Raw genomic sequence first — 25619 nt, 5'->3', positions numbered from 1 at the left:
GGGCAGTTGTTATTGGAAGGAAGACTGCGCCGATGCGAGGGGGTGAAACGCTATATAGCGAAATATATAGCGAAATGCCGCCAAACGGGAAGCACTGCTTTTGAACCGGGCGAGCGCGCCACGCTCCTCGCCCGTTCGGGTCCATCATCGCGTCAGTTTTGCCAGTGCGCCTTCCGCCAGTTGCCGGGTCAGTTCAGCGGTGCCGAGGTCTTTGCCGAGCGTGAACGCCTGGCCGGCCCACAAGTTGCTGAACTCCGCTTCACCCTTGGCGCGCAAAGGCATCAAGGCACCGCCCGCCAGCGGGAATGCCGGGGCCTTGTCCGACATCGGGCCCAGTTCGCGCATCACCCGATTGAGAATCCCCCGCGCCGGGCGTCCGGTGAACAGATTGGTCACCGCTGTCTCGCTTTCCTTGGCAGTACGCAAGGCCTTGTGGTGCGACGCACTGACTTTCGCTTCCGGGGTAAACAGATACGCCGTGCCGACCTGAACCGCCGAAGCTCCGAGCATCAAAGCTGCCGCTACACCGCGCGCATCGGCAATCGCACCGGCAGCGATCACCGGCACACTCACGGCGTCGACCACTTGCGGCACCAGCGCAAACGTACCGACCTGACTGCTCAGGTCTGCGCTGAGAAACATCCCGCGATGGCCGCCAGCCTCGTAACCCATGGCGATGATCGCGTCGCACCCGTTCTGCTCCAGCCAGATCGCTTCGTCGACGGTAGTCGCCGACGAGATGATTTTCGCACCGGTGGCCTTGACCCGATCCAGCAAGGATTTTTCCGGCAGACCGAAGTGGAAACTCACCACTTCAGGGCGAAACTCTTCCAGCACTTCGCAGGCGGCCGCATCGAAGGGCGCGCGGTTGGACACCGGCGTCGGCGCATTGAAATCGACACCCAGTTCGCGATAGTAGGGTTCCAGCAGGCTTTTCCAGTCACGGGCCTTTTGCTCATCAGGAGCGGGAGGTTGATGGCAGAAAAAATTGACGTTGAACGGCTTGTTCGTGCCCTGGCGGATGGTCTCCAGTTCTTCGCGCAGTTGCTCGACGGTCAGCATTGCGGCCGGCATCGAACCCAGGCCACCGGCGTTGCACGCTGCGATGACCATGGATGAGTTAGTGGCACCGGCCATGGGGCCCTGGATGATTGGCAGTTCGATGCCGAACAGGTCAAGAATGCGGGTATCAGGCCATTGGCTCATGGATTGGCTTCTCCGACGACAAAACAGGGCAGGGACGATAGCAGCCGGTTTTTTAACGCAAAGCCACCCCTATGACCAGCACAGATTTGTAGCTTGAACAGCCGGCGCTGGCTCGGCGTTCGGGCCCGATTGGCTAAAGGTCGAGTGGGGCAAAATGTTGCAGTGTGCTATTCCAATCCCTCGACATCCTGAATTCCACCCGTGAGAGGCAGTCATGTTCAAAGGCATTTTGATCGACAAAGACGACAGTGGTTATCGCGCCGACCTGCAAGAGATCAGTGACGAGCAGTTGCCGGAGGGCGACGTGACGGTTCGCGTCGCGTACAGCACGCTGAACTTCAAGGACGGCCTGGCGATCACCGGCAGCAGCCCGGTGGTGCGCAAGTTTCCGATGGTGCCGGGGATCGATCTGGCGGGCACCGTCGAAGTCAGCTCGCATCCGGACTACAAGGCTGGCGATTCGGTGCTGCTCAATGGCTGGGGCGTCGGTGAAAGCCACTGGGGCGGCTTGGCGCAAAAGGCGCGATTGAACGGTGACTGGCTGATTCCGCTGCCCGAGGCATTCACCGCCGCGCAAGCCATGGCCATTGGCACGGCGGGTTATACGGCGATGCTGTGCGTCATGGCGCTGGAGCGTAACGGCGTGACACCGCAACAGGGCGAAGTGCTGGTGACCGGCGCCAACGGTGGCGTCGGCAGTTTTGCCATCGCATTGCTGAGCAAGCTGGGCTACCGCGTGGTCGCTTCGACCGGTCGGGTGTCGGAGCACGAATATCTGAAACAACTGGGTGCCGGCGAAATCATTGATCGCGCCACTCTGTCCGAACCCGGAAAACCGCTGGCCAAGGAGCGCTGGGCGGGTGTTATCGATTCGGTCGGCAGCCACACGCTGGCCAATGCCTGCGCCAGCACTCGGGCCGAAGGCACGGTGGCCGCGTGCGGTCTGGCTCAGGGCATGGATTTCCCGGCGTCGGTGGCGCCGTTCATTCTGCGCGGCGTGACGCTGGCCGGGATCAACAGCGTGACTCAGCCCAAGGCCCGTCGCATCGAGGCCTGGGATCGTCTGGCGAAGGATCTGGATTTCGCCCTGTTGCCGCTGATCAGCCATGAAATCGGCCTCGGCGAAGTCCTCGAAGCGGCCCCGAAGTTGCTCGCCGGACAGTTGCGCGGGCGGGTTGTGGTCGACGTCAATCGCTGACACATTAGCGCCATCGCGGCCCGCCCGGGCCGCACTTCGAGCTAATGGAGTGGCGTTTTCGATGGACTTACAACAGCAATACGTCGATTCATTCACGGTTTCCGGTCTGCGCGTACGCACCACCAACACCGCCGAGCACAAACCGGAAACTGCGAAGATCGGTCCGATGTGGGGACAGTTTTTTGCCAAGGGGCTGGCCGAGGTGATTCCCGGCAAATTGAGCGAGTCGTCAGTCTATGGCGTGTACTCGGCTTACGAGTCGGATGCCAGCGGAGCCTTCGATGTCACCGCCGGGGTGGCGGTGAGCGAACCATCGTCAGATTTCGCGACGATCCGGATCGAAAGCGGCAACTATCTGGTGTTCGAAGGTCGCGGCGCGCTGCCTGGCGCGGTCATCGAGACCTGGGGCCGTATCTGGCAGTACTTTGAAGCCAATCCGCAGGTCGAGCGTCGATTTGCCACCGACTTCGAGGCCTATACCGGCCCCGAATCGGTGGCGATTTACATTGGCCTGCGTTAAGTCTGCGTTTCGCGCAACAACAGCTCGCGCTTGCGTTCCACACCCCAACGGTAGCCGCTGAGGTTGCCGTCGCTACGCACCACGCGGTGGCACGGAATGGCCACCGCGAGGCTGTTGGCGCCGCAAGCCTGGGCCACTGCGCGCACGGCTTTTGGCGAGCCGATACGCAAGGCGATGTCCGCGTAGCTGGCGGTGCTGCCGACCGGTATTTCGCGCAGCGCCTGCCACACCCGTTCCTGAAACGCCGTGCCGCGCACATCCAGCGGTAACTCGAGGCCGATGGCAGGCGCTTCGATGAAGCCGACGACGCGAGCGATCAGCTGTTCGAACTCGGCATCGGCGCCGATCAGGTTGGCCCGGCGAAACTGGTCCTGCAGGTCGCACACCAATCGGTGCGGATCGTCCCCCAGCAGAATCGCGCAGATCCCGCGCTCGCTCTGCGCCACCAGAATGGCCCCGAGCGAGCACTGGCCGACGGCGAAGCGGATGTCATTGTTTTGCCCGGCCGCCCGGAAGTCGCCGGGTTTCATGCCCAGTACCTGATCGGCCGCCTCGTAGAAACGGCTGTTGGAATTGAAGCCGGCGTCATATAGCGCGTCGGTCACCGAGCCGCCGTCTGCCAGGCGCTGACGAACCCGGCGCGAGCGATGCGCGGCGGCGTAGCCTTTCGGCGTCAGCCCCGTTGCTGCTTTGAACACTCGATGAAAATGAAAGGCGCTCAGGCCGGCGGTTTCGGCAAGATCGTTGAGCGCCGGCAGGCTGTCCGACGCTTCGATCTGGCGACAGGCTGCCGCGACGGTCGCAGCATGTTGCGCGGCGACTTCGGTCTGATCCTTGCCCGCCCGTTTGCTGGGCCGATAGCCCGCTGCCTCGGCGTCCTCGGCGGTGTCGAAGAACTCGACGTTCTGCGGTTTCGGCAAGCGCGCCAGGCTGCTGGGGCGGCAATAGATGCCGGTGGTTTTCACGGCATAGACAAACTGACCGTCCGCCCGAGGGTCGCGTGCGACGACAGCGGCCCAGCGTGGATCGTCTTCAGTGTTCAGCGAGGTGGAAAGCGTTTTCATGATGGAGAGTCCGTTGACCTGTTGAATTTCAGGTTAACCAGTGCCACCGGCCGGAACACTCCGACCCTTGCGGTCAAACTTTGCAGGATTATCCAGCGGTGCGAAACGTCAGGTTGAAGCGCTGTTCGCCCAGGCGCGGATGCCGGCCAGGCTTGATCGGCAGGATGCCGTGGTAGCGCAGTCGGTCGACACCGCCCCAGATCACCATGTCGCCGTGCAGCAGCGAGATTTTCTGGCTCTTGTCGCCGCGCGCGAAACCGCCGAACAGGAATGTTGCGGGCAGGCCCAATGACAGCGAAACGATCGGGGCTTCGTAGGCATTTTCGTCTTTGTCCTGATGCAACGACATCTTCGCGCCTGGGACATAACGATTGATCAGGCAGGAATCCGGCACGAAGTCGGCAAATCCGGCGCGTTTCGCTGCTGCCTGGGCCAACTCGCGAAAAACTTCGGGCATGGCCGGCCAGGGCCGATGGTTAACGGGGTCTTCGGATGAATAGCGGTAGCCGCTCCGATCGGTGATCCAGCCCAGTGCGCCGCAACTGCTGGTGGCCACCGACATGCTGAAGCCCCCGGGCGTCATCATGTGCCGCAGCGGGGCGCAGGCGATGATCGATTCCAGGGCCGGCAACAATTGCTCGATTTGCGGCAGGGCAAAGCCGCGCAACACCCAGGATTGCTCGCCAATCTGTTCGGCGCGCCGGGGCTGCTCGGATTCTGTGTCGGCGAATAGATCGAAGGTGGTTTGCATGATCGTCAGGTCGCGTCGTGGAAGATGATGCCCAGAGTATGCCGCTTTCCGCTGTGCAGCCGGCTGACGCCGTGGCGCATGGTCACCCGATAGTCGCCGCGCACGCCTTTGACCGGGCGTTGGTTGACGGCAAAGATCAGCGCGTCGCCTTTTCTCAAATCCATCACCAACGGACGCGACTGCATTCTTGGGCGTTGTTCAGTCAGGACGAACTCACCGCCGGTGAAATCTTCGCCAGGTTCTGACAGAAGAATCGCCACTTGCAACGGAAAGACATGTTCACCGTACAGGTCCTGATGCAGACAGTTGTAGTCCTGCGGGCCGTATTGCAGCAACAGCGGTGTAGGTCGCAGTTGACCGGCGGCGTGGCAGCGCTCGAGAAACTCGCGGTGTTGCTCTGGAAAGCGCGCTGGCAGGCCCATTCGTTCATGCCAGCGGTTGGCCAGAGGCACGAGTCGCGGGTATAACGCGCTGCGCAGGCGTTCAACCACGGATGGAAGCGGATAGCGCAGGTATTTGTATTCCCCGCGCCCGAAACCGTGGCGGGCCATGATCACCTGGGACCGGAACGGTTCGCTGTGCGGGTAAAGTGCACTCAACCGATCGCAGGTGTCCGGGCGCAGTAGCGTGCGGATGACGGCACAGCCGTCCTGATCCAGTTGCTGCTCCAGGGCGTTCCAGTCCAGCGCATCGAGCGGGGAGGCGGGTGAGGGTGAGGGTGAGGGTGACATGCTGATTCCTTGGCTTACATTCAGGTATCAGTCTGGGCCGTCCACCCGGCCGCAACACTCCGCCGCTTGCGGTCGAATTTCGTCCGGGTCTTACAGGGCCTTGCTGACGCTGATGTCGCTGATCACATCGTCGCTCTGGCCGTGCAGGGCATTCAGCGCTGCCTTGGCTTCTTCCTGGGTGCCGTTTTCCAGTTGGGCGAACTCGAAGCGGCGTTCACCGTTGAGTTTGTACTTGATCACGTATTTGGTCGTTTGGGCCACGTTGATGCTTACCTGTCTGCGTTGGCGGAACTGCTCAGCTGAGTTTGGAGCTCGAGCGGCGAATGATCTTGATCGAATGCGTCAGGGTCGGCTTGCGGGTCACGCTGATCGCGCGGCGGTTGACGGTGTCGATAGTGATGTTCCAGAAACCGGTGCTAGGCGCGGTGATACGGGCCGGGAACGTGTCGAAAGCACCGCCGTGATAGGTATGGCGGCCGCCATTCTTGAAGCTGCGGAAGTTGGCGTCGTTCATCAAGCGGATGTTGCAGGTTTGCGAGCATTGAATGACGACGATGTCGTCTTCGTTGAGGTGCTCGCGCTGGTGAATGAATTTCATGGGCGCCTCCAGAAGGGCTTTTTCTACAAAATCAAAACGATAGCATTGTCGATTGGCGCAGTTTATCAGCCCGGACGGGTTATTATCCGGCCGTCGGGCACCGCTTTGACAATTAAAAACAGATATTCACGATTCGATGTGGGTTAAATGCAGTGAGCCTCGGAGAAAAACGGCATTCGTGCTGTCGGAGGGTCTTTATTGGAGATTTTGTATGAAGTGGGGTGTGGTGATTCTGCCGTTGGCATTGGCAATGGGTGGTTGCGCAAGCGTTTCGGAAATCAATGAAACGCTGCCGACCATGAGCGTCATTTCCGGCAAGAAACCCCATGAGTATGCTCAATGCCTGGCCGAAAAGCTGTCCGACAGCCGGGGTGCGTTGCAGGTAGAGCGGCACAAGGATGAAGTTCGGGTCATCGTTCCGGGCAAGCTGGGATCGGGTCCTGCTGCGGTGTTCGACATCGAGGATCGCTCCGGCGGCAGCAGTATCAAGCTGCATGAGCGGATGTCCAATGTGCCGCTGCGACCGTGGGACGTGCGCAAAGCCGCCACCGCCTGTATTTCCGGCTGATAGACTGTCGTCAGTCAGCATTGATGCCGTCACAGCGTTGCTGTGGCGGCATTGTCATTTCTGGAGCAGTGAATGAAGAGAGAACAGGTGCGGGAGCGACACAAGGAAGGGCTCATTGCCGCTACCCATGTGATCCAGAATCCGGCGAATCCGGGGGAGTGGATCGTGTTTTTCAAGAAAAGCGCCGGTCGCAGCTACTTCCTGGTCGACGATAACGACGAAGTCGAATCCTTTAGCCGAGTCGACGACCTGATTGAAGTCGTACGCGGGTTGGGGATCAAATTCGCCGAAATTCACATGTAAGTCTATTTGCAGACCACCACTACGCTGCGGTTTTTGTAGTTGCCGACATCGACGCCCAGCGTCTTGTCGCTTTCCTTGGGCGCTGGTGTACCGTCGGTCCCGACGATGCGATAACCGGTGCCGGCGCAGGACGCGTCAGCTTTTTCATAGCAGCTGGCCCAGGAATTGGCTTCACCGGAGCAGTCGATGCTCAACCCCTGTTCGCCGTTGTTCAGATAGGTTGGCTGCGAGGTGGCGCAACCGGCCAGGGTCGCGAACGCAATCAGGGGCAGAAAGCTGATGAGGGGGCGGTTGGTCATGGCAATGTTCATCTTCGAGGAGGAGGGGGCTAGACGCTATGACAGCGCCGGCATGAAAAGGTTATAGCGATTGGCCACGTCTTTGTGAGCAGTCCAAAAAAAAGCCCTGCGCGAGGGCAGGGCCGGGGTTCGTCGTTGCCGATCAGTCTTGATCCTTGCCGCGACGCTTCGGTGCAGGAGGCGTGTAATCGAGCACCGCGGCTACTTCAATCGCCATCGCTTCAGTGGGCAATGGCCCGGACACATCTTCGCCGTTGGCGGCGGTGATATGCCACTGCCCATCTTTCGCCTTGTCGACGGTGTACCCGTTGATGATTTTTGCTGCGGACATCTATCTGCCTCGTTGGCCGGTTCAAAGGCGCCATGATAGCGGGAAACGGGCGATCGGGCGCAGGTCGATGCGCTGTTTCGGCATCTTTGGTCTACGCTGAATGCGCAACCCCTGTGTGCGGATTGAACTATCCACCAGATTATTTCTCTATGTTGACACCGGTTAGCCAGCGCGGGGCATTGTAAGGTGTACGCCGCCTGATTAGACTGCGCCGAAACTCGTACACACAGCCCTTTCAAGGACTTATATGATCAAGAAATGCTTGTTCCCAGCAGCCGGTTACGGTACTCGCTTCCTTCCAGCGACTAAGGCCATGCCCAAAGAAATGCTGCCGGTGGTAAACAAGCCACTGATCCAGTACGGCGTCGAAGAAGCCCTGGATGCTGGTCTGACTGAGATCTCCATCGTGACCGGCCGTGGCAAGCGTGCCCTGGAAGACCACTTCGACATCAGCTATGAGCTGGAAAACCAGATCAAAGGCACCGACAAGGAAAAATACCTGGTCGGCATCCGCAAGCTGCTGGACGAGTGCTCGTTCTCCTACACCCGTCAGACCGAAATGAAAGGCCTGGGTCACGCGATCCTGACCGGTCGCCCATTGATCGGTGATGAACCGTTTGCTGTGGTGCTGGCGGACGACCTGTGCGTCAACCTCGAAGGCGACGGCGTACTGACCCAGATGGTCAAACTGTACAAGCAGTTCCGCTGCTCGATCATTGCCATTCAGGAAGTCGATCCGCAGGAAACCAGCAAGTACGGCGTCATCGCTGGCGAAATGATCCGCGACGACATCTACCGCGTTCACAGCATGGTTGAGAAGCCAAAGCCGGAAGACGCGCCGTCGAACCTGGCGATCATCGGCCGCTACATCCTGACCCCGGACATCTTCGACCTGATCGAACAGACCGAGCCAGGCAAGGGCGGTGAAATCCAGATCACCGACGCCCTGATGAAACAAGCCCAGAATGGCTGCGTGATGGCCTACAAGTTCAAGGGCAAGCGTTTCGACTGCGGTGGTGCTGAAGGCTACATCGAAGCAACCAACTTCTGCTTCGAAAACTTCTACAAGACTGGCAAGGCTTACTGATAAAGCCTGACTGTCTGAAGGTACGTCACACGGTCTGAATAGTGTGACGCTAAAAACAAACGCCCCGACATGTTCGGGGCGTTTGCGTTTCTGGGGAGAAATAGCGCATCTCGATTCGATTCGCGATGCAATGTGAAACAAATGTTCGATTGTCAGCCAGCATATTCGCTGCTGAACTGACTCGTCTTCGCCAGGGAGGTGCGGAGGAAAGCGTTTCATGATCGTCGAAGGACGGTTGTGAAATTTATTCTCCAGCAATAAGGAGTGTTGCTTGTGGCGTCAGAGAATATGGCTACCGCACGAAGATCAAGTGCCCGTCGCTGGTCAGGGCTGGCGGTGCTCATGTTGCCAGTGCTGCTGGTGACCGTTGATAACACCGTATTGGGTTTCGCGTTACCCAAAATCGCCGAAGCCTTGCGTCCAACTGCCAGCCAGCAGCTGTGGATGATCGATGCCTATTCGTTGGTTCTCGCAGGACTGCTGGTTTCGATGGGTAGCCTGGGTGATCGGGTGGGGCACCGTAAGTTGCTGCTTATCGGCTCGTTCGGGTTTGTGGTGGTCTCGGTGCTGACCGCATATTCCGCAACATCGATGCAGCTGATTATCGGGCGGGCTTGCATGGGGGTTTTCGGTGCGATGTTGATGCCCTCCACGCTGGCATTGATACGTTCGGTGTTTGAGGATCGAGAAGAGCGCAGAGTGGCAGTAGCGATCTGGGCAACCACGCTGACTGTCGGCTCGGCATTAGGGCCTTTGGTGGGAGGGGTGTTGCTGCAGTTCTTTGATTGGGGCGCGATTTTTCTGTTGGCGGTTCCCGTCCTGATTCCATTGTTAGTACTGGGGCCGCTATTGCTCCCTGAATCAGAGCGTGATGCGTCGGGTCCGCTGGACCCGATCAGCATCCTTCAGTCGATGGCCGCACTGGGTTGTATCGTTTACAGCATCAAGCATGGCGCCAGTGAGGGCATTGACGGGGTTGTGTTTGGCACGTTTCTGGTAGGTGCACTGGCAGGCTGGATATTCGTACGTCGCCAGTTGCGTCTTCCTGTACCCCTGATGGACATGACCCTGTTCAGCAATGGCACTTTCAGCGGGTCAGTCCTTATCAATTTGATGAGTCTTGCGTTTCTTGTCGGCTTCGTTTTCTTCACGACTCAGTTTTTGCAGATTGTTCTGCAAATGGCGCCCTTGAGTGCGAGTCTTGCATTGGTGCCGGGGCAAATCATGGCGATTATGGTTGGAATGGCGGTCGTCCCAGTCGCGCAGCGTATGCCGGTGCATGTACTGATACCGATTCTGGTGGCCTTCACCGGTGCGGCCTTTTTGCTGGTGGCCAGCATGGGCAGCAGTCTTGCGGTATTGGTAGTGGCGTTCGCGTTGCTCAACATCGGAGTGGGGGCGATCGCTACGGTTTCCAATGATGTGATTTTGTCGGCAGCGCCCCCAGCGAAGGCAGGGGCGGCATCCGCCATCAGTGAAACAGCCTATGAAGTGGGCGTGGTGCTGGGTACTACTCTGCTTGGCGGCCTGGTGACGGCTCACTACCGAGCAGACCTGCAGCTTCCAGCGTTTTTGAGCGATGTTCAGACGATGCTGGCAAGTGAAACGCTGGCTGGCGCTCATCATGTTGCGACGGGGTTGGCGGGGGATCAAGCGCAACAGTTGATGCAGCAGGCGGGAAGTGCATTTGAAGGCGGAATTACATTGGCATCGTGGCTCGCTTTCGGCCTGGCGCTGATAGCAATTCTGATTGCCAGGCGTACGTTGCGCTTGCCAAAGGTTCTGCCGGCAGAATGTCATTAATCAAATGCTAACCGTAGAACCTCCCGGTATTGCCCGTCCTCGTGCAGTAGAGACTTGCTCAATAAGCGTCTGCGGGTATGCTGATCGCCTGCCGAGGAGATAGAAATGGCCTACGATTTTGACCTTTATGTGATTGGTGCCGGTTCCGGCGGTGTGCGGGCTGCACGTTTTGCTGCCGGGTTCGGTGCGAAAGTGGCCGTGGCCGAGAGCCGTTATCTGGGCGGTACCTGCGTCAACGTCGGTTGCGTACCGAAAAAACTGTTGGTGTACGGCGCCCACTTTGCCGAAGACTTCGAACAGTCCTCGGGTTTTGGCTGGAGCCTGGGTGAGGCGGATTTCGATTGGGCGACGCTGATTGCCAACAAGGATCGCGAGATCAATCGCCTGAACGGCATTTATCGCAATCTGCTGGTCAACAGCGGTGTGACGCTGCATGAAGCCCACGCGAAAATCGTTGGTCCGCACGAAGTTGAGGTCAACGGCGAGCGCTACACCGCGAAGAATATTCTGATCGCCACCGGTGGCTGGCCGCAGATCCCCGAGATTCCGGGGCATGAGCATGCGATCAGCTCGAACCAGGCGTTCTTCCTCAAAGAATTGCCCAAGCGTGTACTGGTCGTCGGTGGCGGTTACATCGCCGTCGAATTTGCCGGGATTTTCCATGGGCTGGGCGCCAACACGACGTTGCTGTATCGCGGGGATCTGTTCTTGCGCGGTTTCGACGGTTCGGTGCGTAACCACTTGAAGGAAGAACTGACCAAGCGCGGTCTGGATCTGCAATTCAATGCCGACATTGCCCGTATCGACAAGCAATCGGATGGCAGCCTGAAGGCCACCCTCAAGGACGGCCGCGTACTGGAAGCGGATTGCGTGTTCTACGCCACTGGTCGGCGTCCGATGCTGGACAATCTGGGTCTGGAAAACACCGATGTGCAGCTCGACGACAAAGGCTTCATCAAAGTCGATGAGCAATACCAGACCACCGAGCCGTCAATCCTGGCGCTGGGCGATGTCATCGGGCGTGTGCAGTTGACGCCGGTGGCGCTGGCTGAAGGCATGGCGGTGGCGCGACGTCTGTTCAAGCCTGAGCAATATCGTCCAGTGGATTACAAGATGATCCCGACGGCCGTGTTCAGCCTGCCTAATATCGGCACCGTCGGCCTGACCGAAGAAGAAGCGCGGGAAGCGGGTCACGACGTCGTGATCTACGAAAGCCGCTTCCGGCCGATGAAGCTGACCCTGACTGACTGCCAGGAGCGTACGCTGATGAAACTGGTGGTCGATGGCAAGTCCGACAAGGTGCTGGGCTGTCACATGGTCGGCCCGGATGCCGGCGAGATCGTGCAGGGTCTGGCAATTGCGTTGAAGGCTGGCGCCACCAAACGTGACTTCGACGACACCATCGGGGTGCACCCGACGGCGGCCGAAGAATTTGTCACGATGCGTACGCCGGTCGGCGCTTAAGTCTTTTTCGATTCTGCTGCGTCTGGCGCTGCCGCAACGGTGGTAGCCAGGCGCAGGCTGTCTTGCGCCTTGGTCAATTCCTTCTCCAATGACTGATTGAGCTGCGATTGCTCGTCGACGTTCTGCTTGAGCGTCTGGCTTTCCAGCAGGGCCACGCGCAGGCGTTCCTGGAGGAGGGTGCGCTCGCTGTCGACGCGATTGGCTTGCTCCAGCAGTTGATCCTGACGCTGATTGCTGTGCTTGAGCTGATCCTGCATCAGGCTCAGTTCGCGCACGGTGCCGCGATTTTCGGTCAGCAGGCGTTCGTTGTCGCGGTGCAGTTGGGTGATTTCGTCCTGACGTACCAGTGCGCTTTGCTGCGCCTGACGAAGCTCCATCTGCAATTGCTGAACCTGAGTTTCGTGACGGCTCTGTTCCTGCTCGCGCTGTTCCTTGATGGCGTTGCGGTAGTGTTCAAGCGCATCGCGGGCGTGCAGGTGCTTTTCTTCCAGCGAGCGGATCTGCTCGTCCTTGTCTTGCAAGCGCAATTCAAAATCGGCCAGCGCCTGATTCAGCCCGGCGTTGCGGGTTTGTTCGGTCTGCAGCATCGAGCGGGTATCGCTCAGGGCTTCGGATTCCTTGGCCAGCGCGGCAGTCTGGATGTCGTGCTTCTTCTCCAGTTGCGCATGATCCTGACGAAGCTGATTCAGCTCGTCCTCCAGCGTCTGGCGCTGTTGTTCGTACTGCTCGCGCGCCTGGTCAATCGGTTCTTGCGCCTGTTCTTTCAGGCGTTGGGCAAGGCGCGTGACGAGAGCGAGGAGTTCGTCATCGATGGGTTCTGCCGAAGCATCGGCCGGTTCGCTGCCGTCATCCAGCTCTTTCAGGTAGCGATGAATCGTGGTTTTTGAACCCGTATTGCCCAGCTCAATGCGTACTGCATCGATGCTGGGGTGTTCGCCACGGGCGAGGATCGCTGTGCGCGCGATCTGGACTACTGCTTTGTTAACGCCGCCACGGGCCATATCTGCTCCTACCATTTCGTACTGTGGTACATGCCACCAAAGTGCGAAGTGTACCATGTTGAAAATAAAGTGAAACAAGCATCGATAAATGGGCGGGATATACTGGTATTACCCCATGTGAAACCCATAAAATCCGTTTCTGCACGAACCCTCAGTACGCCACGAGAGAATCAGCCCATGAGCGATATTGATCGCTACCTGCAAGCCGCCACCCGCGACAACACCCGCCGCAGTTATCGCGCGGCTATCGAGCACTTCGAATCTGCGTGGGGAGGGTTTCTGCCGGCGACAGCGGACAGCATCGCGCGGTATCTGGTGGCGCATGCCGGCGTGTTGTCGGTCAACACGCTGAAGTTGCGTCTGTCGGCGCTGGCGCAGTGGCACAACAGTCAGGGCTTCGCCGATCCCACCAAGTCGCCGGTGGTGCGCAAAGTGTTCAAGGGCATTCGTGCGCTGCATCCCGCGCAGGAAAAGCAGGCCGAGCCATTGCAACTGCGCGATCTTGAACAGACCGTCGCCTGGCTGGAGCAGGAAATGAAAGACGCCCGTGAACAACAAGACAGGCCGCTGCTTTTAAGAGCTTGCCGCGACCGGGCATTGATTCTGCTGGGCTTCTGGCGCGGCTTTCGCAGTGATGAACTGTGTCGGGTGCAGATCGAGCATGTTCAGGCCCACGCTGGCAGCGGCATCACCCTGTACCTTCCGCGCAGCAAGGGTGATCGGGAAAACCTCGGACAGACTTATCAGGCCCCGGCGCTGCTGAAGCTGTGCCCGGTGCAGGCTTATATCGAATGGATCACCGAGGCAGCACTGGTGCGAGGCCCGGTGTTCCGCGCCGTCGACCGCTGGGGCAATCTGAGCGAAGAGGGTTTGCACGCCAACAGCGTGATTCCGTTGTTGCGTCAGGCCCTGGAGCGAGCCGGTATCTCCGCCGAGCGCTACACCAGCCATTCCCTGCGTCGCGGCTTCGCAACATGGGCCCATCAAAGCGGCTGGGATCTCAAATCGTTGATGAGTTACGTGGGCTGGAAGGATATGAAGTCCGCCATGCGCTATGTTGAAGCGAGCCCCTTTCACGGGATGGCCCGGATTACGGATAAGCCGCTGTCGCCGTAGATATCGTTTTCTTCTATTAATACCCTCAGCTAATAGCGAAAACAAATCAGCAGCATCAGGTTTGCCAATGAGCCATCCGTCGAGTGACTGGGTAGGATTCCCCCATCGAATTCACAACCCTGACGGAGAGTCATCAATGCCTATCATCAACAGCCAAGTAAAACCGTTCAAAGCTACCGCGTTCAAAAACGGCGACTTCGTACAAGTCTCGGACGCTGACCTGAAAGGCAAATGGTCCGTAGTGTTCTTCTACCCGGCCGACTTCACTTTCGTTTGCCCAACCGAGCTCGAAGACCTGGCTGACAACTACGCCGCCTTCCAGAAACTGGGCGTAGAGATCTACAGCGTTTCGACCGACACCCACTTTGCCCACGCTGCCTGGCACAACACTTCGCCAGCCATCGGCAAAATCGAATACACCATGATCGGCGACCCGACCCACGTTATCTCCCGCAACTTCGACGTGTTGATCGAAGAAGCTGGTCTGGCAGACCGTGGCACCTTCGTGATCAATCCTGAAGGCCAGATCAAAATCGTTGAACTGAACGATGGCGGCGTTGGCCGTGACGCTTCCGAGCTGCTGCGCAAAATCAAGGCTGCTCAGTACGTCGCTGCTCACCCAGGCGAAGTTTGCCCGGCCAAATGGAAAGAAGGCGAGGCCACTCTGGCTCCGTCCCTGGACCTGGTCGGCAAGATCTAAGTCTGTGACACGCAATGCAGGGCGGAACTCCGCACCTACTTAAGTAAGCTGCACCGCCCAATAGAAAAGCCCGGGCGAGATTCGCTCGGGCTTTTTTTCGCCTCAAATAAAGTCAGGAGATCGCCCGTATGTTGGACGCCAATCTTAAAGCCCAGTTGAAATCGTACCTGGAACGGGTCACCCAGCCGATCGAGATCGTTGCCTCACTCGACGACGGTGCGAAATCCCGTGAAATGCTCGACCTGCTGAAAGACGTTGCCAGTCTTTCGCACCAGATTACCTTGATCGACAGCGGCGACGATGCACGCAAACCATCGTTCTCGATCAACCGCCCCGGTGCCGACATCAGCCTGCGTTTCGCCGGCATCCCGATGGGCCATGAATTCACTTCGCTGGTGCTGGCCCTGCTGCAAGTCGGCGGCCACCCTTCGAAGGCCAGTGTCGAAGTGATCGAACAGATCCGCTCGCTCAAAGGCGAGTTCAACTTCGAGACTTACTTCTCGCTGTCCTGCCAGAACTGCCCGGACGTCGTTCAGGCGCTGAACCTGATGGCCGTGCTGAACCCGAACATCCGCCATGTCGCCATCGACGGCGCGCTTTTCCAGGACGAAGTCAACGATCGCAAGATCATGGCTGTGCCAAGCATTTACCTGAACGGCGAAAACTTCGGCCAGGGCCGCATGGGCCTGGAAGAAATCCTCGCCAAACTCGACACCGGCGCCATCGAGCGTCAGGCCGAGAAAATCAGCGCCAAGCAAGCCTTTGATGTGCTGGTAGTCGGCGGTGGCCCGGCCGGTGCTTCGGCGGCGATCTACGCCGCACGTAAAGGCATTCGCACCGGTGTTGCGGCCGAGCGCTTCGGCGGTCAGGTGCTGGACACCATGGCCATCGAAAACTTCATTTCCGTGCAGGAAACCGAAGGCCCGAAACTGGCGACCGCGCTGGAAGAGCACGTCAAGCAGTACGACGTCGACATCATGAACCTGCAGCGCGCCGACAAGCTGATCCCTGGCAAGAATGGCGAGCTGCATGAAGTTCACTTTGCCAGCGGCGCGACCCTGAAGGCCAGGAGTGTGATTCTGGCGACCGGCGCGCGGTGGCGTGAAATGAACGTGCCGGGCGAGCAGGAATACCGTAACAAAGGCGTGGCGTACTGCCCGCACTGCGACGGTCCGCTGTTCAAAGGCAAGCGTGTGGCAGTGATTGGCGGCGGTAACTCCGGCGTCGAGGCGGCCATCGACCTGGCCGGTATCGTCTCCCACGTGACCCTGCTGGAGTTCGACGTTCAGTTGCGCGCCGATGCCGTATTGCAACGCAAGCTGCACAGCCTGCCGAACGTCACCGTGATCACCAGTGCGCTGACCACCGAAGTCACCGGCGACGGTCAGAAAGTCAACGGCCTGCGCTACAAGGAAAGCACTACTGACGAGCTGCGCACTGTCGAGCTGGAAGGGATCTTCGTGCAGATCGGTCTGCTGCCCAACACTGATTGGCTCAAAGGCACCATCGAGCTGTCGCCGCGTGGCGAGATTATCGTCGACAACCGTGGTGAAACTTCGATCCCCGGCATCTTCGCCGCCGGCGACGTGACCACTGTGCCGTACAAGCAGATCGTGATTGCAGTGGGCGAGGGCGCCAAAGCTTCCCTCAGCGCGTTCGATCACCTGATCCGCACTTCGGCTCCGGCGTAATTCCCGGGCCTGAAACAGAAAAACCCCATCATCGCTGATGGGGTTTTTTCTTTGCGGGGTGCTTTCTACCCAGGTTCAGCTTTAAAGCGGCGCCGGTTGAATGATCTCGACCCAGTAGCCATCCGGATCCTTGATGAACGCCAGGCTCTTCATGCGGCCATCGGTCAGGCGCTTCTGGAAATCGCAGCCGAGCTCTTCAAAGCGTGCGCAAGCGGCAACGATGTCCGGCACCGAAATGCAGATATGGCCGAAACCGCGCGGGTCGGTGTTGCCGTTGTGATAGGCGAAATCCGCGTCGTTCTCGGTGCCATGGTTGTGGGTCAGTTCCAGAATGCCGGGAATCGACTTCATCCACTCGGTGCGTGCAGCGGCGTCGGCCGGGATCTGCGATTTGTCGACCAGGGCGAGGAAGTACAGGCTGAATTCCGCTTCCGGGAAATCACGCTTCTCTACCAGCGAGAAACCCAGTACGCGGGTGTAGAAGTCCAGCGACTGGGTGATGTCTTTGACGCGCAGCATGGTGTGGTTGAACACGAAGTTGCGGGTTGCGCTGTCCGGGGTGGCGGTGACGCCAGGGAAGGTGTTCAGTTCGTGCAGGCTCATGGGCCCTCCGTAACAAATTGGGGCGAGTGAATGGGCGCAATGATACGCATGCCTGGCAGCATCGCCAAACCGAAAGCGCGGGCTTGCCCTGCGAGCGGGCGGGCCTCAGACTTTACGGCTCAATCCGCGAGTGCCTCTGGTAATGATCCGACCGTTCAAATCGCTGTTCGTTTTCCTGGGTTTTTCCCTGCTGGCGCTGCCGGCCTTCGCCGATGCGCCGAGCATCACCTGGCCCGCCGGCTGGGAAGTCGAAGCGCTGCCCGAAACATCCCCTGAAGTCTCCCGTCAGCGCGCAGTGAAGACTGACGCCGATGGCAATCAGGTCATGGTGATGGAGTTGACGATGACTCGCGTGGAAAGTGGTCATCAGGTCAACTTGCAGGGCGTGTTGCTGGAGATGCGCAAGTCGGTGCAGAAGGACTTTTTCCAGAGCGGTTATCAGAGTGTCTGCAACAAGGTTCACGCGAGTACGCTGGGCTCGCTGACCGCGCTTGAGACCACTTGTACGGTGACTGAAAACGGTCGTCACGTGTTGTCGCAAACATTGGTTGCAGCGGTCGAGGCGGATAAGGCTTACGTACTTTCGTATGCCGGGCAGGCAGAGGTTTATAAGGCGAGCGGCGACGACATAATGGCTGCACGAAACAGCCTGAAATTTTAGTCATCTGTTCGTGACCAGTGTGGTGTTAGATACCGGAACTGATTAAACACAAAGTTAATCTCCGGCTAACGGAGCAACATTCGGAAGCATAGTTTCAGCGCGAGAGCGGTTTGAGATTCAACTTTCCCGCCAGAAAAATCGTTGCATTTGTTAAATATTGTCCAAAAAAAAGCCCTGCATATGCAGGGCTTTCATGTTTGCGAGGGATTAACCGCGCAACCAGGAATCAACGGTGGCTGCACCGTATTGTTCCTTCCAGGCTTTCAGGCCACGGTGGTTGCCACCCTTGGTCTCGATCAGCTCGCCGGTGTGCGGGTTCTGATAGACCTTGACCACGCGAGCGCGGCGGGTTTTAGGTGCGGCGGTCGATTGCAGACCGGATTTTGCCGGGTTCGGATCGAGAATGGCGATGATGTCTTTCAGGCCTTTGCCATAGGTTTTCATCAGCCCCTGGAGCTTTTCTTCGAATTCGATTTCTTTCTTGAGCCCGGCATCGTTCTTCAGCGATTCCAGCTGCTTGAGCTGTTCCTGAAGGGCCTTTTCAGCTGCACGAAATTCAGCGAGTCTGGACAATATCTTTACTCCAATAGTGTGTTTGGCTGATACCAACCGCAAACAAAGCTATAAGCCAAGAGCCTTGAAGCGACTCGGTGATAATGGCTCACCTGCGTATCTTGCTACAGGTAAGAAAAATTGTAGTAGTTAATGCGACAAGAGTAAATCCTGACTTTTTCTTCATGTAACAACAACGTTGTTTTGTATCAATTTGGTGCGCGCTGTCGGCGTGTCAGGATTTATCCAGACAAGTTAATGATGACTTAATGCTTCGATGAAGTCGGCCGCCGGCATCGGCTTGCCGAAAAGGTAACCCTGCAGAAAGTTGACATGATGGGCGGCCAGATAATCGCACTGGGCCTGTGTTTCCACACCTTCGGCCACAATCCCCAGATCCAGTTTGGTGGAGAGCTCGATGATGCTGTCCAGGATGTGTCGGGACAGGGCATCTTTATCGATCATGGCAACGAATGTCTGGTCGATCTTGAGGAAGTCGACATTGAAAGTTCTCAAGTACCCAAGGCTTGAATGGCCGGTGCCAAAGTCGTCAATTGCGATCTTCACGCCCATTGCGCGCAGCTGCGTGAACAATTGATGAGTGATGTCGGACGGCTCGATCAGCTCGCGTTCGGTCAACTCCAGGACCAGGCTGATGCTGCCCGGCCGGAAAGCTGACAAAAATTCACGACAGTCCTCAACCAGTTCCAGATCGTGGCAGTGGCTGGCGGTGATGTTGATGCCAATGTGGAAAGGCGCGGTGAAGGTCGATGACAGCGGCCCCAGCACGATAGCCGTCTGCTGCATCAAGGCGCGGGTCATCGGCACGATCAGCCCGGAGTGTTCGGCAAAGGGTATGAACAGATCCGGACGCACCAGCCCCTCCTTGGGATGGTTCCAGCGCATCAGCACTTCCGTGCCCGACCAGCGCTTGCTGTCGCCGTGCACCACCGGTTGGAAGTAGGGAATGAATTCTCCCGCCTCCAGTGCCCGAAGCATTTCGTGGCTGGGCGACGTGGAGCGCTTCTGCACGATGTAGCCGATCGCTCCCGATACCGCACCGAAGAACATCAGCAGGCTGAACAGCGGTGGATATTCGTCTTTCATGTAGCGCCAGGTTTCGCCTTCCGCAAAAGCGGCGCTGACCGTGAACGCATAGTGCGATGAGTGCAAGGTACTTTGTGCAACCGGCAACGCAGGCAGGGCGCCTTGATGCACTTTGCCGTCGGCCGAGAGCCAGTTGTTGCCGACTTGCAGCAACAACAATGTGTGCCGGCCGATCAGGCGCAGGATGTTGCTCAGGTGATAGCCGTCCAGCGTGGTCAGTGCGCCACCGCGCCCTTCGCTCAGGCGATACACCAGGAGTGCGGTATTGGGTGTCACCGGGTTGCCGTTCATGAGCCATAACTTGCCTTGGGCGTAATCGCCTGGATTGACGGCTTCCTTGAAGTCGCCGAACAGCGAGCTGCAATAGAGATTGTCGTCCCACACCAGATTGGTCGAGCGCACGAACGGTCGGCGGGTGACTTGCTCACGCAAGGCCAGTTTGACGGTCTCGCAAGTCTGGCCTGCCAGCGGCAGTAGCTCCCGGGCAGCCTGGGCGGTGTTGTCGAGCATCAGTTCGAATTGACGCAGGGCCTCCTCGGCGGTGTGTTGCGAACTCTGCTGGAGGGCGCGTTCGGCCTGCATGTAAAGAATCACGCTGCCGAGCGCGATCGGTAGCAGGCCGCACAGCAATGTCACGATAATCCGGGTGCTGCGCTTGCGGCGGGGCCTGACGGTCAGTGGCATGGGCGCATCCTGTCGCAGTGGAATGGAACTCTCGATAGCAGGCGAAGCGTGCGCGCAAAGCCCAAGGTCTGAGCCCATGATAGATGGCCAGTGACGCTTGCGCCGCTCAGCGGTAATCCAGCCGTGTCGCCAGCTGAATGAATGCCAGTGTGGCGGGCGATGCCTGGCGCTGGTCCAGCACCGCGAGGCCGACTTGCCGACTTACTGCGGGCGACAGTGGTCGTTTGATGTAGCGCGGGTCGGGATCGAAGGGCAACGAACTTTCAGCCACCACGGTCATCGCATCGCCCCGGCCAACGGTGTCGAGGGTGCTGAGCAGTTGCGAGCAGCGGAAGCGGATGTTCGGGCTCAGCCGGGCGGCGTTGAACAGGCGCGAAACCAGCTCCGATGAACCGGCCTCGGTCAGCACGAACGGGTCTTTGCACAAGTCTTTAAGAGTCACTGATTCGCGCACCGCCAACGGGTGACCTAGCGGGAGCAGGGCAACCATCTGATCTTCGATCAGGGCAAAGGTGTCGAAGCGCTCCTCGGGCAGCACCGCAAATCCGATATCGATCCGCCGCTCCTCCAGCCACTGAATCACCTGCCGGTCCGGGCCTTCATCGATGTGCACTTCGATCCCCGGATGTGCCTCGCGATACTGCTGAAGGATCCTCGGCAACAATTTGATCGAGGACGTCGGCCCGAACGAGCCGATGCGCAAGGTTCCGCGCTTCATGCCGCGAGCATCCGCTGCCTCCTGACGCAACGTGTTGGCCAGCCCGAGCATCGCCCGTGCCCGGAGCAGCAGTTGCTCGCCGATGTCGCTCAGTTCCACTTGGGATTGATGTCGGCGCAGCAGTTCGACGCCCAATTCCTGTTCCAGCGACTTCAAGGCGTGGGACACCGCTGACTGGGAAATCCCCAGGCGATGGGCGGCGAGGGTGAAGCCGCGCAATTCGGCCACGAGCGAGAAGATTTCGAGTTGGGTCAGGGTCATGAGTAAAGACTCATTTTACGATGATGAGGAATCAATCGAATGATACGTCATCCGTCAGTCTCATCGTTGGGAGCGTTATGAGTTGTCATGAACCTGTTCGTCCGGCCGCCTCGGACATGCGCGTCTATTTGAACCTGGCCCTGGTCACCATGATTTGGGGCGGAACGTGGGTGGCCGGGCGGTTTCTGGCCGGCAGCCTGAGCCCGGTCTTTGCCGCCAGCCTGCGGTTTCTGCTGGCCAGCGTGGCGTTGCTGGTGTTTCTAAGGCTCGCCCGAATCCCGTTGGTGCGGCCCAATGCCGGGCAATGGTTGCAACTGGTGCTGCTGGGGTTCTTCGGGATTTTTTTCTACAACCTGTGTTTCTTTTATGGGTTGCAATACATCAACGCTTCCCGGGCCTCGTTGATCGTTGCACTGAACCCGGCGGTGATCGGTCTGGCGTCCTGGCTGCTGTTCAAGGAGCAGCTGAGCCGGTTGAAGGTGATCGGGATTGCGATCTGCATCGGTGGGGCGGGTGTGGTGATCGTCAGTCGCAACCCGCAGCTGTTGAGCGAAACACGGGACGCGTGGATTGGCGACCTGCTGATCCTCGGTTGTGTGCTGAGCTGGGGCGTCTATTCGCTGTTCTCCCGCAGCCTCAACCAGAGCATAGGCCCGGTGCAGACCGTGACCTTCTCGATTCTGCTGGGCACCCTGATGTTGTGGGCGCTGGCCCTGAGCCATGGCGAAGTGGACGCTGAAGCGCTGGCTGCGCTTGGCACACGCCAATGGCTGAGCCTGGCCTATCTGGGCGTGCTCGGCTCGGCGCTGGCCTATATCGGTTACTACGATGGCATCCGCAAAATCGGCGCCATGCGCTCGGGCGTGTTCATTGCACTCAACCCGCTGACCGCCGTGCTGGCCGGCGCCATCCTGCTGGGCGAGCAACTGACGCTGGCCATGTGCCTGGGCGGCGTGCTGATTCTGACGGGCATCTGGCTGTGCAACAAACCCCTTGCACCGGGACGAAAAAAGCGGATTTTATAGAGAGGGCAGACAACCCTATTTACGCTGTGTAGAATCGGGTTACGCATACAATAATAATCGTCTTCTGGCAGCAGAAGCCTCGCCCGCAAGAGCCTTGGGTCGACAATGAAGATATTCGGGTTTCAACTGATCTACGGTGACTTCCTCGCCCGCAGTGTGCGTGGCATCTCCTGTGCGCCACCCACCGGCCTCAGCATTACTGACAAATAACTCTGGTTAATTGATAAGAATGATGAGGCGCCAACCATGGCAGATTTATACGAAAACCCAATGGGCCTGATGGGCTTCGAGTTCATCGAGTTCGCATCGCCGACACCTGGCACCCTGGAGCCGATCTTCGAGATCATGGGCTTCACCAAAGTCGCGACCCACCGTTCCAAGAATGTGCACCTGTATCGCCAGGGCGCGATCAATCTGATCCTCAACAACGAACCCCACAGTGTTGCCTCGTACTTCGCGGCCGAGCACGGTCCGTCGGTGTGCGGCATGGCGTTCCGGGTCAAGGATTCGCAGAAGGCCTACAACCGCGCACTGGAACTCGGCGCCCAGCCGATCCACATCGAAACCGGCCCGATGGAGCTGAACCTGCCGGCGATCAAAGGCATTGGCGGCGCGCCGCTGTACCTGATCGACCGTTTCGGCGAAGGCAGCTCGATCTATGACATCGACTTCGTGTTCCTTGAGGGCGTTGATCGCAACCCGGTCGGTGCCGGCCTGAAGATCATCGACCACCTGACCCACAACGTGTATCGCGGCCGCATGGCCTACTGGGCCAACTTCTACGAGAAGCTGTTCAACTTCCGCGAAATCCGTTACTTCGACATCAAGGGCGAATACACCGGCCTGACCTCGAAAGCGATGACCGCGCCGGACGGCATGATCCGCATCCCGCTCAACGAAGAGTCGTCGAAGGGCGCAGGGCAGATCGAAGAGTTCCTGATGCAGTTCAACGGTGAAGGCATCCAGCATGTGGCGTTCCTCACCGACGACCTGGTCAAGACCTGGGATCAGCTGAAGAAGATCGGCATGCGCTTCATGACCGCGCCGCCGGACACTTACTACGAAATGCTCGAAGGCCGCCTGCCGAACCACGGCGAACCGGTCGATCAGCTGCAATCGCGCGGCATCCTGCTCGACGGTGCGTCGGACAAGGAAGACAAGCGTCTGCTGCTGCAGATCTTCTCGGAAACCCTGATGGGCCCGGTGTTCTTCGAGTTCATCCAGCGCAAGGGCGACGATGGTTTCGGCGAAGGCAACTTCAAGGCACTGTTCGAATCGATCGAGCGTGACCAGGTGCGTCGTGGCGTACTCGCTACCGAGTAATCCGCACCAGATGTAAAAAAGCCCGGCCTGCAGAAATGCAGGCCGGGCTTTTTACTGCGCGTCTTACGGGCGCCGTTGGCGCATCAGATGCTTGAACCCTTCAAACACCAGCACCACCACCGCGAGCCAGATCGGGATGTAGGTCAGCCATTCGCCGGGCTTGATGCTCTCGCCGAGCAGCAACGCCACACCCAGCAACAGCACCGGCTCCACGTAACTCAACAAACCGAACAGGCTGAAAGGCAGCAACCGGCTGGCGATGATGTACACCACCAGCGCCGACGCACTGATCAGACCGAGCAGCGGAATCAACCACGCCAGCGCCGGGTACTGATCGAACACGCCGAAGCCCTGCTCGCCGCCGCGCACAAACCAGTACGCCACCGGCAGCATCAGGGTCATGTCGACCCACAAGCCGCCGAGGTTGTCGGTCTTGAGGTATTTGCGCAGCACGAAGTACAGCGGGTAACCGACGACCACCACCAGCGTCGCCCAGGAAAACCCGCCGACCTGATACAGCTCGTTCAACACGCCGAGGCTGGCAAAGAACACCGCGACTTTTTGCAGGTACGACAGGCTTTCGCCATAAGCGATGCGGCCGGTCAGGACCATGGCCAGCGGCAACAGGAAATAGCCCAGCGACACATCGAGGCTGTAGCCATTGAGCGGCGCCCACATGAACAGCCACAACTGCACGCCGAGCAACGCTGACGAAAGCATCAAGCCACCGAGCAGCTTCGGCAGCGCAGGCACCCGACGCAGCAGTTCGAGCACCCGCCGCCATTCGCCGGAAACCAGCATGAACACGGTCATGCAGGGCACGGTCAGCAGCATCCGCCAACCGAAGATTTCCACGCCGCTCAGCGGAGTGAGCAACGAGGTGTAGTAATACATGACGGCAAACAGCGTCGATGCTGTCACCGATAGAGCAATGCCTTTAGACAAACTGTCCTCGCGGGGGTGATGGTCAAACGGGGCGCGCAGGATACGTGGTTTTTGTGCTGAATATTGGCCGAGTGCTCAATATTTCCCACATGAGACAAAACCTGTGGGAGCGAGCCTGCTCCGGGCGGCGATCCGACGATGAGGCCAGCACATCAAGCATAGGTGGTGAATCGACTATCGCTATCGCGAGCAGGCTCGCTCCCACATTGGGTCTGTGCGGAACACAAGATCTGTATTCACCCAAGAACCCTGTGGGAGCGAGCTTGCTCGCGATGCTTTTACGCCTGACGCGGTTTCCGGCCCGACACAAAATGGCTCACATCATTAAACCCCGGCGTAGACGCATGCCCCGGCGTCACCAGCGAGTCGATAAACGCCTCATCCTCCGCCGTAATCTTCACCGCTTGCGCCTTGGTGTACGCATCCCATTGCTCTTCAGTACGCGGCCCGACAATCGCCGAGGTCACTGCGCCGTTGTTCAGTACCCAGGCAATCGCAAACTCGACAATTCCGACCCCACGCTCCTGAGTGTATTGCTGAATCTGCTGGGCAATGCGCAACGACTCCACTCGCCATTCGGTTTCCAGAATGCGTTTGTCCTGGCGCCCGGCACGGCTGTTGGCATCCGGGGTCACGTCCGGCGCGTACTTGCCGCTGAGCACGCCACGGGCCAGCGGGCTGTAAGGCACCACGCCGAGGCCGTAAGTCTGGGCGGCGGTGATCTGCTCGGTTTCGGCCTGGCGGTTGACGATGTTGTACAGCGGCTGGCTGATGACCGGCCGATCAACACCGAGTTTGTCCGCCACACGAATCACCTCGGCAATCCGCCAGCCGCGATAGTTCGACAGGCCCCAATAACGGATCTTGCCCTGGCGGATCAGATCGCCAATCGCCGAGATCGTCACTTCCAGCGGGGTGTTGTGGTCTTCGCGGTGCAGGTAATAGATGTCGAGGTAGTCGGTGCCAAGCCGGGTCAGGCTGGCCTCCAGACCATTGAAAATGTGCTTGCGGCTCAAACCACTGCGATTCGGCACGCCGTCCACCGGGCCGAAACCGACCTTGGTCGCCAGCACCCATTCATGCCGATGACGGGCGATGGCTTCGCCGACGATCTCTTCCGAACGGCCATTGGTATAGACGTCAGCGGTGTCGATGAAATTGATGCCCTGATCCCAGGCCTTGTCGATGATGCGCAGCGAATCCTCCGCGCTGGTCTGTTCGCCGAACATCATCGTGCCGAGGGTGAGGGTGGACACCTGCAACCCCGAGTGACCCAGTGTGCGATAGCTCATGCCGAAATCCTTTTGTC

Annotated in this window: 28 protein-coding genes; 13 read left to right on the top strand and 15 right to left on the bottom strand. The window is 58.9% G+C overall.

The features are described from left to right. Positions 1–144: 144 nt before the first annotated feature. Positions 145–1206 (bottom strand): NAD(P)H-dependent flavin oxidoreductase, encoded by a 1062-nt coding sequence (locus tag IHQ43_RS15620; RefSeq protein WP_192561203.1) that lies wholly within the window; start codon positions 1204–1206, stop codon positions 145–147. Between the two features lie 214 nt (positions 1207–1420). Here IHQ43_RS15620 and acuI point away from each other — a divergent pair, with 214 nt between their 5' ends. Then, on the top strand, positions 1421–2404 hold the full coding sequence (gene acuI / locus IHQ43_RS15615; RefSeq protein WP_192561202.1) for an acrylyl-CoA reductase (NADPH): 984 nt from the start codon (positions 1421–1423) through the stop codon (positions 2402–2404). A 61-nt stretch (positions 2405–2465) separates the two neighbouring features. Next, entirely contained in the window at positions 2466–2924 is a 459-nt protein-coding gene (locus IHQ43_RS15610) for a GyrI-like domain-containing protein (protein WP_192561201.1), read from the top strand. Here the strand turns inward: IHQ43_RS15610 and ada are convergent. The 5 genes from ada to IHQ43_RS15585 form a co-directional block, all read right to left on the bottom strand. Continuing rightward, on the bottom strand, positions 2921–3988 hold the full coding sequence (gene ada, locus IHQ43_RS15605; protein ID WP_192561200.1) for a bifunctional DNA-binding transcriptional regulator/O6-methylguanine-DNA methyltransferase Ada: 1068 nt from the start codon (positions 3986–3988) through the stop codon (positions 2921–2923). The two genes, IHQ43_RS15610 and ada, sit on opposite strands and share 4 nt — an antisense overlap. Before the next feature lie 88 nt (positions 3989–4076). After that, positions 4077–4739, bottom strand: coding sequence for a DNA oxidative demethylase AlkB (gene alkB / locus IHQ43_RS15600; RefSeq protein WP_192561199.1), 663 nt, complete (start codon positions 4737–4739; stop codon positions 4077–4079). A gap of 5 nt (positions 4740–4744) precedes the next feature. Then, on the bottom strand, positions 4745–5470 hold the full coding sequence (locus tag IHQ43_RS15595; RefSeq protein ID WP_192561198.1) for a 2OG-Fe(II) oxygenase: 726 nt from the start codon (positions 5468–5470) through the stop codon (positions 4745–4747). Positions 5471–5560: 90 nt separating this feature from the next. Next, positions 5561–5731, bottom strand: coding sequence for a hypothetical protein (locus IHQ43_RS15590; RefSeq protein WP_192561197.1), 171 nt, complete (start codon positions 5729–5731; stop codon positions 5561–5563). Between the two features lie 34 nt (positions 5732–5765). After that, positions 5766–6068 carry a DUF1883 domain-containing protein gene (locus tag IHQ43_RS15585; RefSeq protein ID WP_007958929.1) on the bottom strand — a complete coding sequence of 101 codons (303 nt, stop codon included), beginning with the start codon at positions 6066–6068 and terminating at the stop codon, positions 5766–5768. A gap of 211 nt (positions 6069–6279) precedes the next feature. Between IHQ43_RS15585 and IHQ43_RS15580 the strand changes: the two genes are divergently transcribed. Next, positions 6280–6636: a hypothetical protein gene (locus tag IHQ43_RS15580; protein ID WP_192561196.1), complete on the top strand. Its 357-nt coding sequence runs from the start codon at positions 6280–6282 to the stop codon at positions 6634–6636. 72 nt (positions 6637–6708) lie between these two features. Continuing rightward, positions 6709–6939 carry a hypothetical protein gene (locus IHQ43_RS15575; protein ID WP_192561195.1) on the top strand — a complete coding sequence of 77 codons (231 nt, stop codon included), beginning with the start codon at positions 6709–6711 and terminating at the stop codon, positions 6937–6939. A gap of 2 nt (positions 6940–6941) precedes the next feature. Here IHQ43_RS15575 and IHQ43_RS15570 read toward each other — a convergent pair whose 3' ends face one another. Both IHQ43_RS15570 and IHQ43_RS15565 read right to left on the bottom strand, forming a co-directional pair. Further along, complete coding sequence (locus tag IHQ43_RS15570) at positions 6942–7238, bottom strand: hypothetical protein (RefSeq protein WP_192561194.1); 297 nt, start codon at positions 7236–7238, stop codon at positions 6942–6944. Between the two features lie 142 nt (positions 7239–7380). Next, entirely contained in the window at positions 7381–7569 is a 189-nt protein-coding gene (locus tag IHQ43_RS15565) for a hypothetical protein (protein ID WP_192561193.1), read from the bottom strand. A 247-nt stretch (positions 7570–7816) separates the two neighbouring features. On the opposite strand from IHQ43_RS15565, the gene galU reads away from it, so the two are divergent. From galU to gorA, 3 genes are all read left to right on the top strand, one after another. Beyond that, positions 7817–8656: a UTP--glucose-1-phosphate uridylyltransferase GalU gene (galU, locus tag IHQ43_RS15560; protein ID WP_007912230.1), complete on the top strand. Its 840-nt coding sequence runs from the start codon at positions 7817–7819 to the stop codon at positions 8654–8656. Between the two features lie 342 nt (positions 8657–8998). Then, a complete protein-coding gene (locus IHQ43_RS15555; RefSeq protein WP_244142210.1) occupies positions 8999–10459 on the top strand; it encodes an MFS transporter in 1461 nt (486 codons plus the stop codon). Between the two features lie 105 nt (positions 10460–10564). Continuing rightward, positions 10565–11923 (top strand): glutathione-disulfide reductase, encoded by a 1359-nt coding sequence (gene gorA / locus IHQ43_RS15550; protein WP_085686981.1) that lies wholly within the window; start codon positions 10565–10567, stop codon positions 11921–11923. Here gorA and IHQ43_RS15545 read toward each other — a convergent pair. Continuing rightward, positions 11920–12924, bottom strand: coding sequence for a DNA-binding protein (locus IHQ43_RS15545; RefSeq protein WP_192561192.1), 1005 nt, complete (start codon positions 12922–12924; stop codon positions 11920–11922). The genes gorA and IHQ43_RS15545 overlap by 4 nt on opposite strands. A gap of 177 nt (positions 12925–13101) precedes the next feature. Here IHQ43_RS15545 and IHQ43_RS15540 point away from each other — a divergent pair, with 177 nt between their 5' ends. The 3 genes from IHQ43_RS15540 (at position 13102) to ahpF (ending at position 16431) form a co-directional block, all read left to right on the top strand. Next, on the top strand, positions 13102–14040 hold the full coding sequence (locus tag IHQ43_RS15540; RefSeq protein WP_192561191.1) for a site-specific integrase: 939 nt from the start codon (positions 13102–13104) through the stop codon (positions 14038–14040). Positions 14041–14176: 136 nt separating this feature from the next. After that, on the top strand, positions 14177–14740 hold the full coding sequence (gene ahpC / locus IHQ43_RS15535; RefSeq protein WP_003224621.1) for an alkyl hydroperoxide reductase subunit C: 564 nt from the start codon (positions 14177–14179) through the stop codon (positions 14738–14740). A gap of 128 nt (positions 14741–14868) precedes the next feature. Further along, positions 14869–16431, top strand: coding sequence for an alkyl hydroperoxide reductase subunit F (gene ahpF / locus IHQ43_RS15530; RefSeq protein ID WP_192561190.1), 1563 nt, complete (start codon positions 14869–14871; stop codon positions 16429–16431). An 81-nt stretch (positions 16432–16512) separates the two neighbouring features. Here the strand turns inward: ahpF and gloA are convergent, their stop codons facing one another. Further along, the gene (gene gloA, locus IHQ43_RS15525) at positions 16513–17034 is read right to left on the bottom strand and encodes a lactoylglutathione lyase (RefSeq protein WP_192561189.1); all 522 of its coding nucleotides are present in this window, start codon (positions 17032–17034) and stop codon (positions 16513–16515) included. Between the two features lie 142 nt (positions 17035–17176). Between gloA and IHQ43_RS15520 the strand changes: the two genes are divergently transcribed. Then, positions 17177–17695: a DUF4946 domain-containing protein gene (locus IHQ43_RS15520; RefSeq protein WP_192561188.1), complete on the top strand. Its 519-nt coding sequence runs from the start codon at positions 17177–17179 to the stop codon at positions 17693–17695. A 207-nt stretch (positions 17696–17902) separates the two neighbouring features. Here IHQ43_RS15520 and IHQ43_RS15515 read toward each other — a convergent pair whose 3' ends face one another. From IHQ43_RS15515 to IHQ43_RS15505, 3 genes are all read right to left on the bottom strand, one after another. Continuing rightward, entirely contained in the window at positions 17903–18268 is a 366-nt protein-coding gene (locus IHQ43_RS15515) for a histone-like nucleoid-structuring protein, MvaT/MvaU family (protein ID WP_011334329.1), read from the bottom strand. 234 nt (positions 18269–18502) lie between these two features. Beyond that, positions 18503–20038 carry an EAL domain-containing protein gene (locus tag IHQ43_RS15510; protein ID WP_192561187.1) on the bottom strand — a complete coding sequence of 512 codons (1536 nt, stop codon included), beginning with the start codon at positions 20036–20038 and terminating at the stop codon, positions 18503–18505. A 106-nt stretch (positions 20039–20144) separates the two neighbouring features. Continuing rightward, positions 20145–21017 (bottom strand): LysR family transcriptional regulator, encoded by an 873-nt coding sequence (locus IHQ43_RS15505; RefSeq protein WP_192561186.1) that lies wholly within the window; start codon positions 21015–21017, stop codon positions 20145–20147. Between the two features lie 77 nt (positions 21018–21094). Here IHQ43_RS15505 and IHQ43_RS15500 point away from each other — a divergent pair, with 77 nt between their 5' ends. After that, on the top strand, positions 21095–22042 hold the full coding sequence (locus IHQ43_RS15500) for a DMT family transporter (protein WP_192561185.1): 948 nt from the start codon (positions 21095–21097) through the stop codon (positions 22040–22042). Between the two features lie 246 nt (positions 22043–22288). Continuing rightward, positions 22289–23365 carry a 4-hydroxyphenylpyruvate dioxygenase gene (gene hppD, locus IHQ43_RS15495; RefSeq protein WP_007958955.1) on the top strand — a complete coding sequence of 359 codons (1077 nt, stop codon included), beginning with the start codon at positions 22289–22291 and terminating at the stop codon, positions 23363–23365. A 63-nt stretch (positions 23366–23428) separates the two neighbouring features. Here hppD and rarD read toward each other — a convergent pair whose 3' ends face one another. Together rarD and IHQ43_RS15485 are read right to left on the bottom strand one after the other, a co-directional pair. Continuing rightward, positions 23429–24310: an EamA family transporter RarD gene (gene rarD / locus IHQ43_RS15490; RefSeq protein ID WP_192561184.1), complete on the bottom strand. Its 882-nt coding sequence runs from the start codon at positions 24308–24310 to the stop codon at positions 23429–23431. A 278-nt stretch (positions 24311–24588) separates the two neighbouring features. Further along, the gene (locus IHQ43_RS15485) at positions 24589–25602 is read right to left on the bottom strand and encodes an aldo/keto reductase (RefSeq protein ID WP_085686999.1); all 1014 of its coding nucleotides are present in this window, start codon (positions 25600–25602) and stop codon (positions 24589–24591) included. Positions 25603–25619: the final 17 nt, after the last annotated feature.

Source organism: Pseudomonas gozinkensis (assembly GCF_014863585.1).
Lineage (GTDB): Bacteria > Pseudomonadota > Gammaproteobacteria > Pseudomonadales > Pseudomonadaceae > Aquipseudomonas > Aquipseudomonas gozinkensis.
This window is presented reverse-complemented; position numbering and strand designations above follow the sequence as displayed.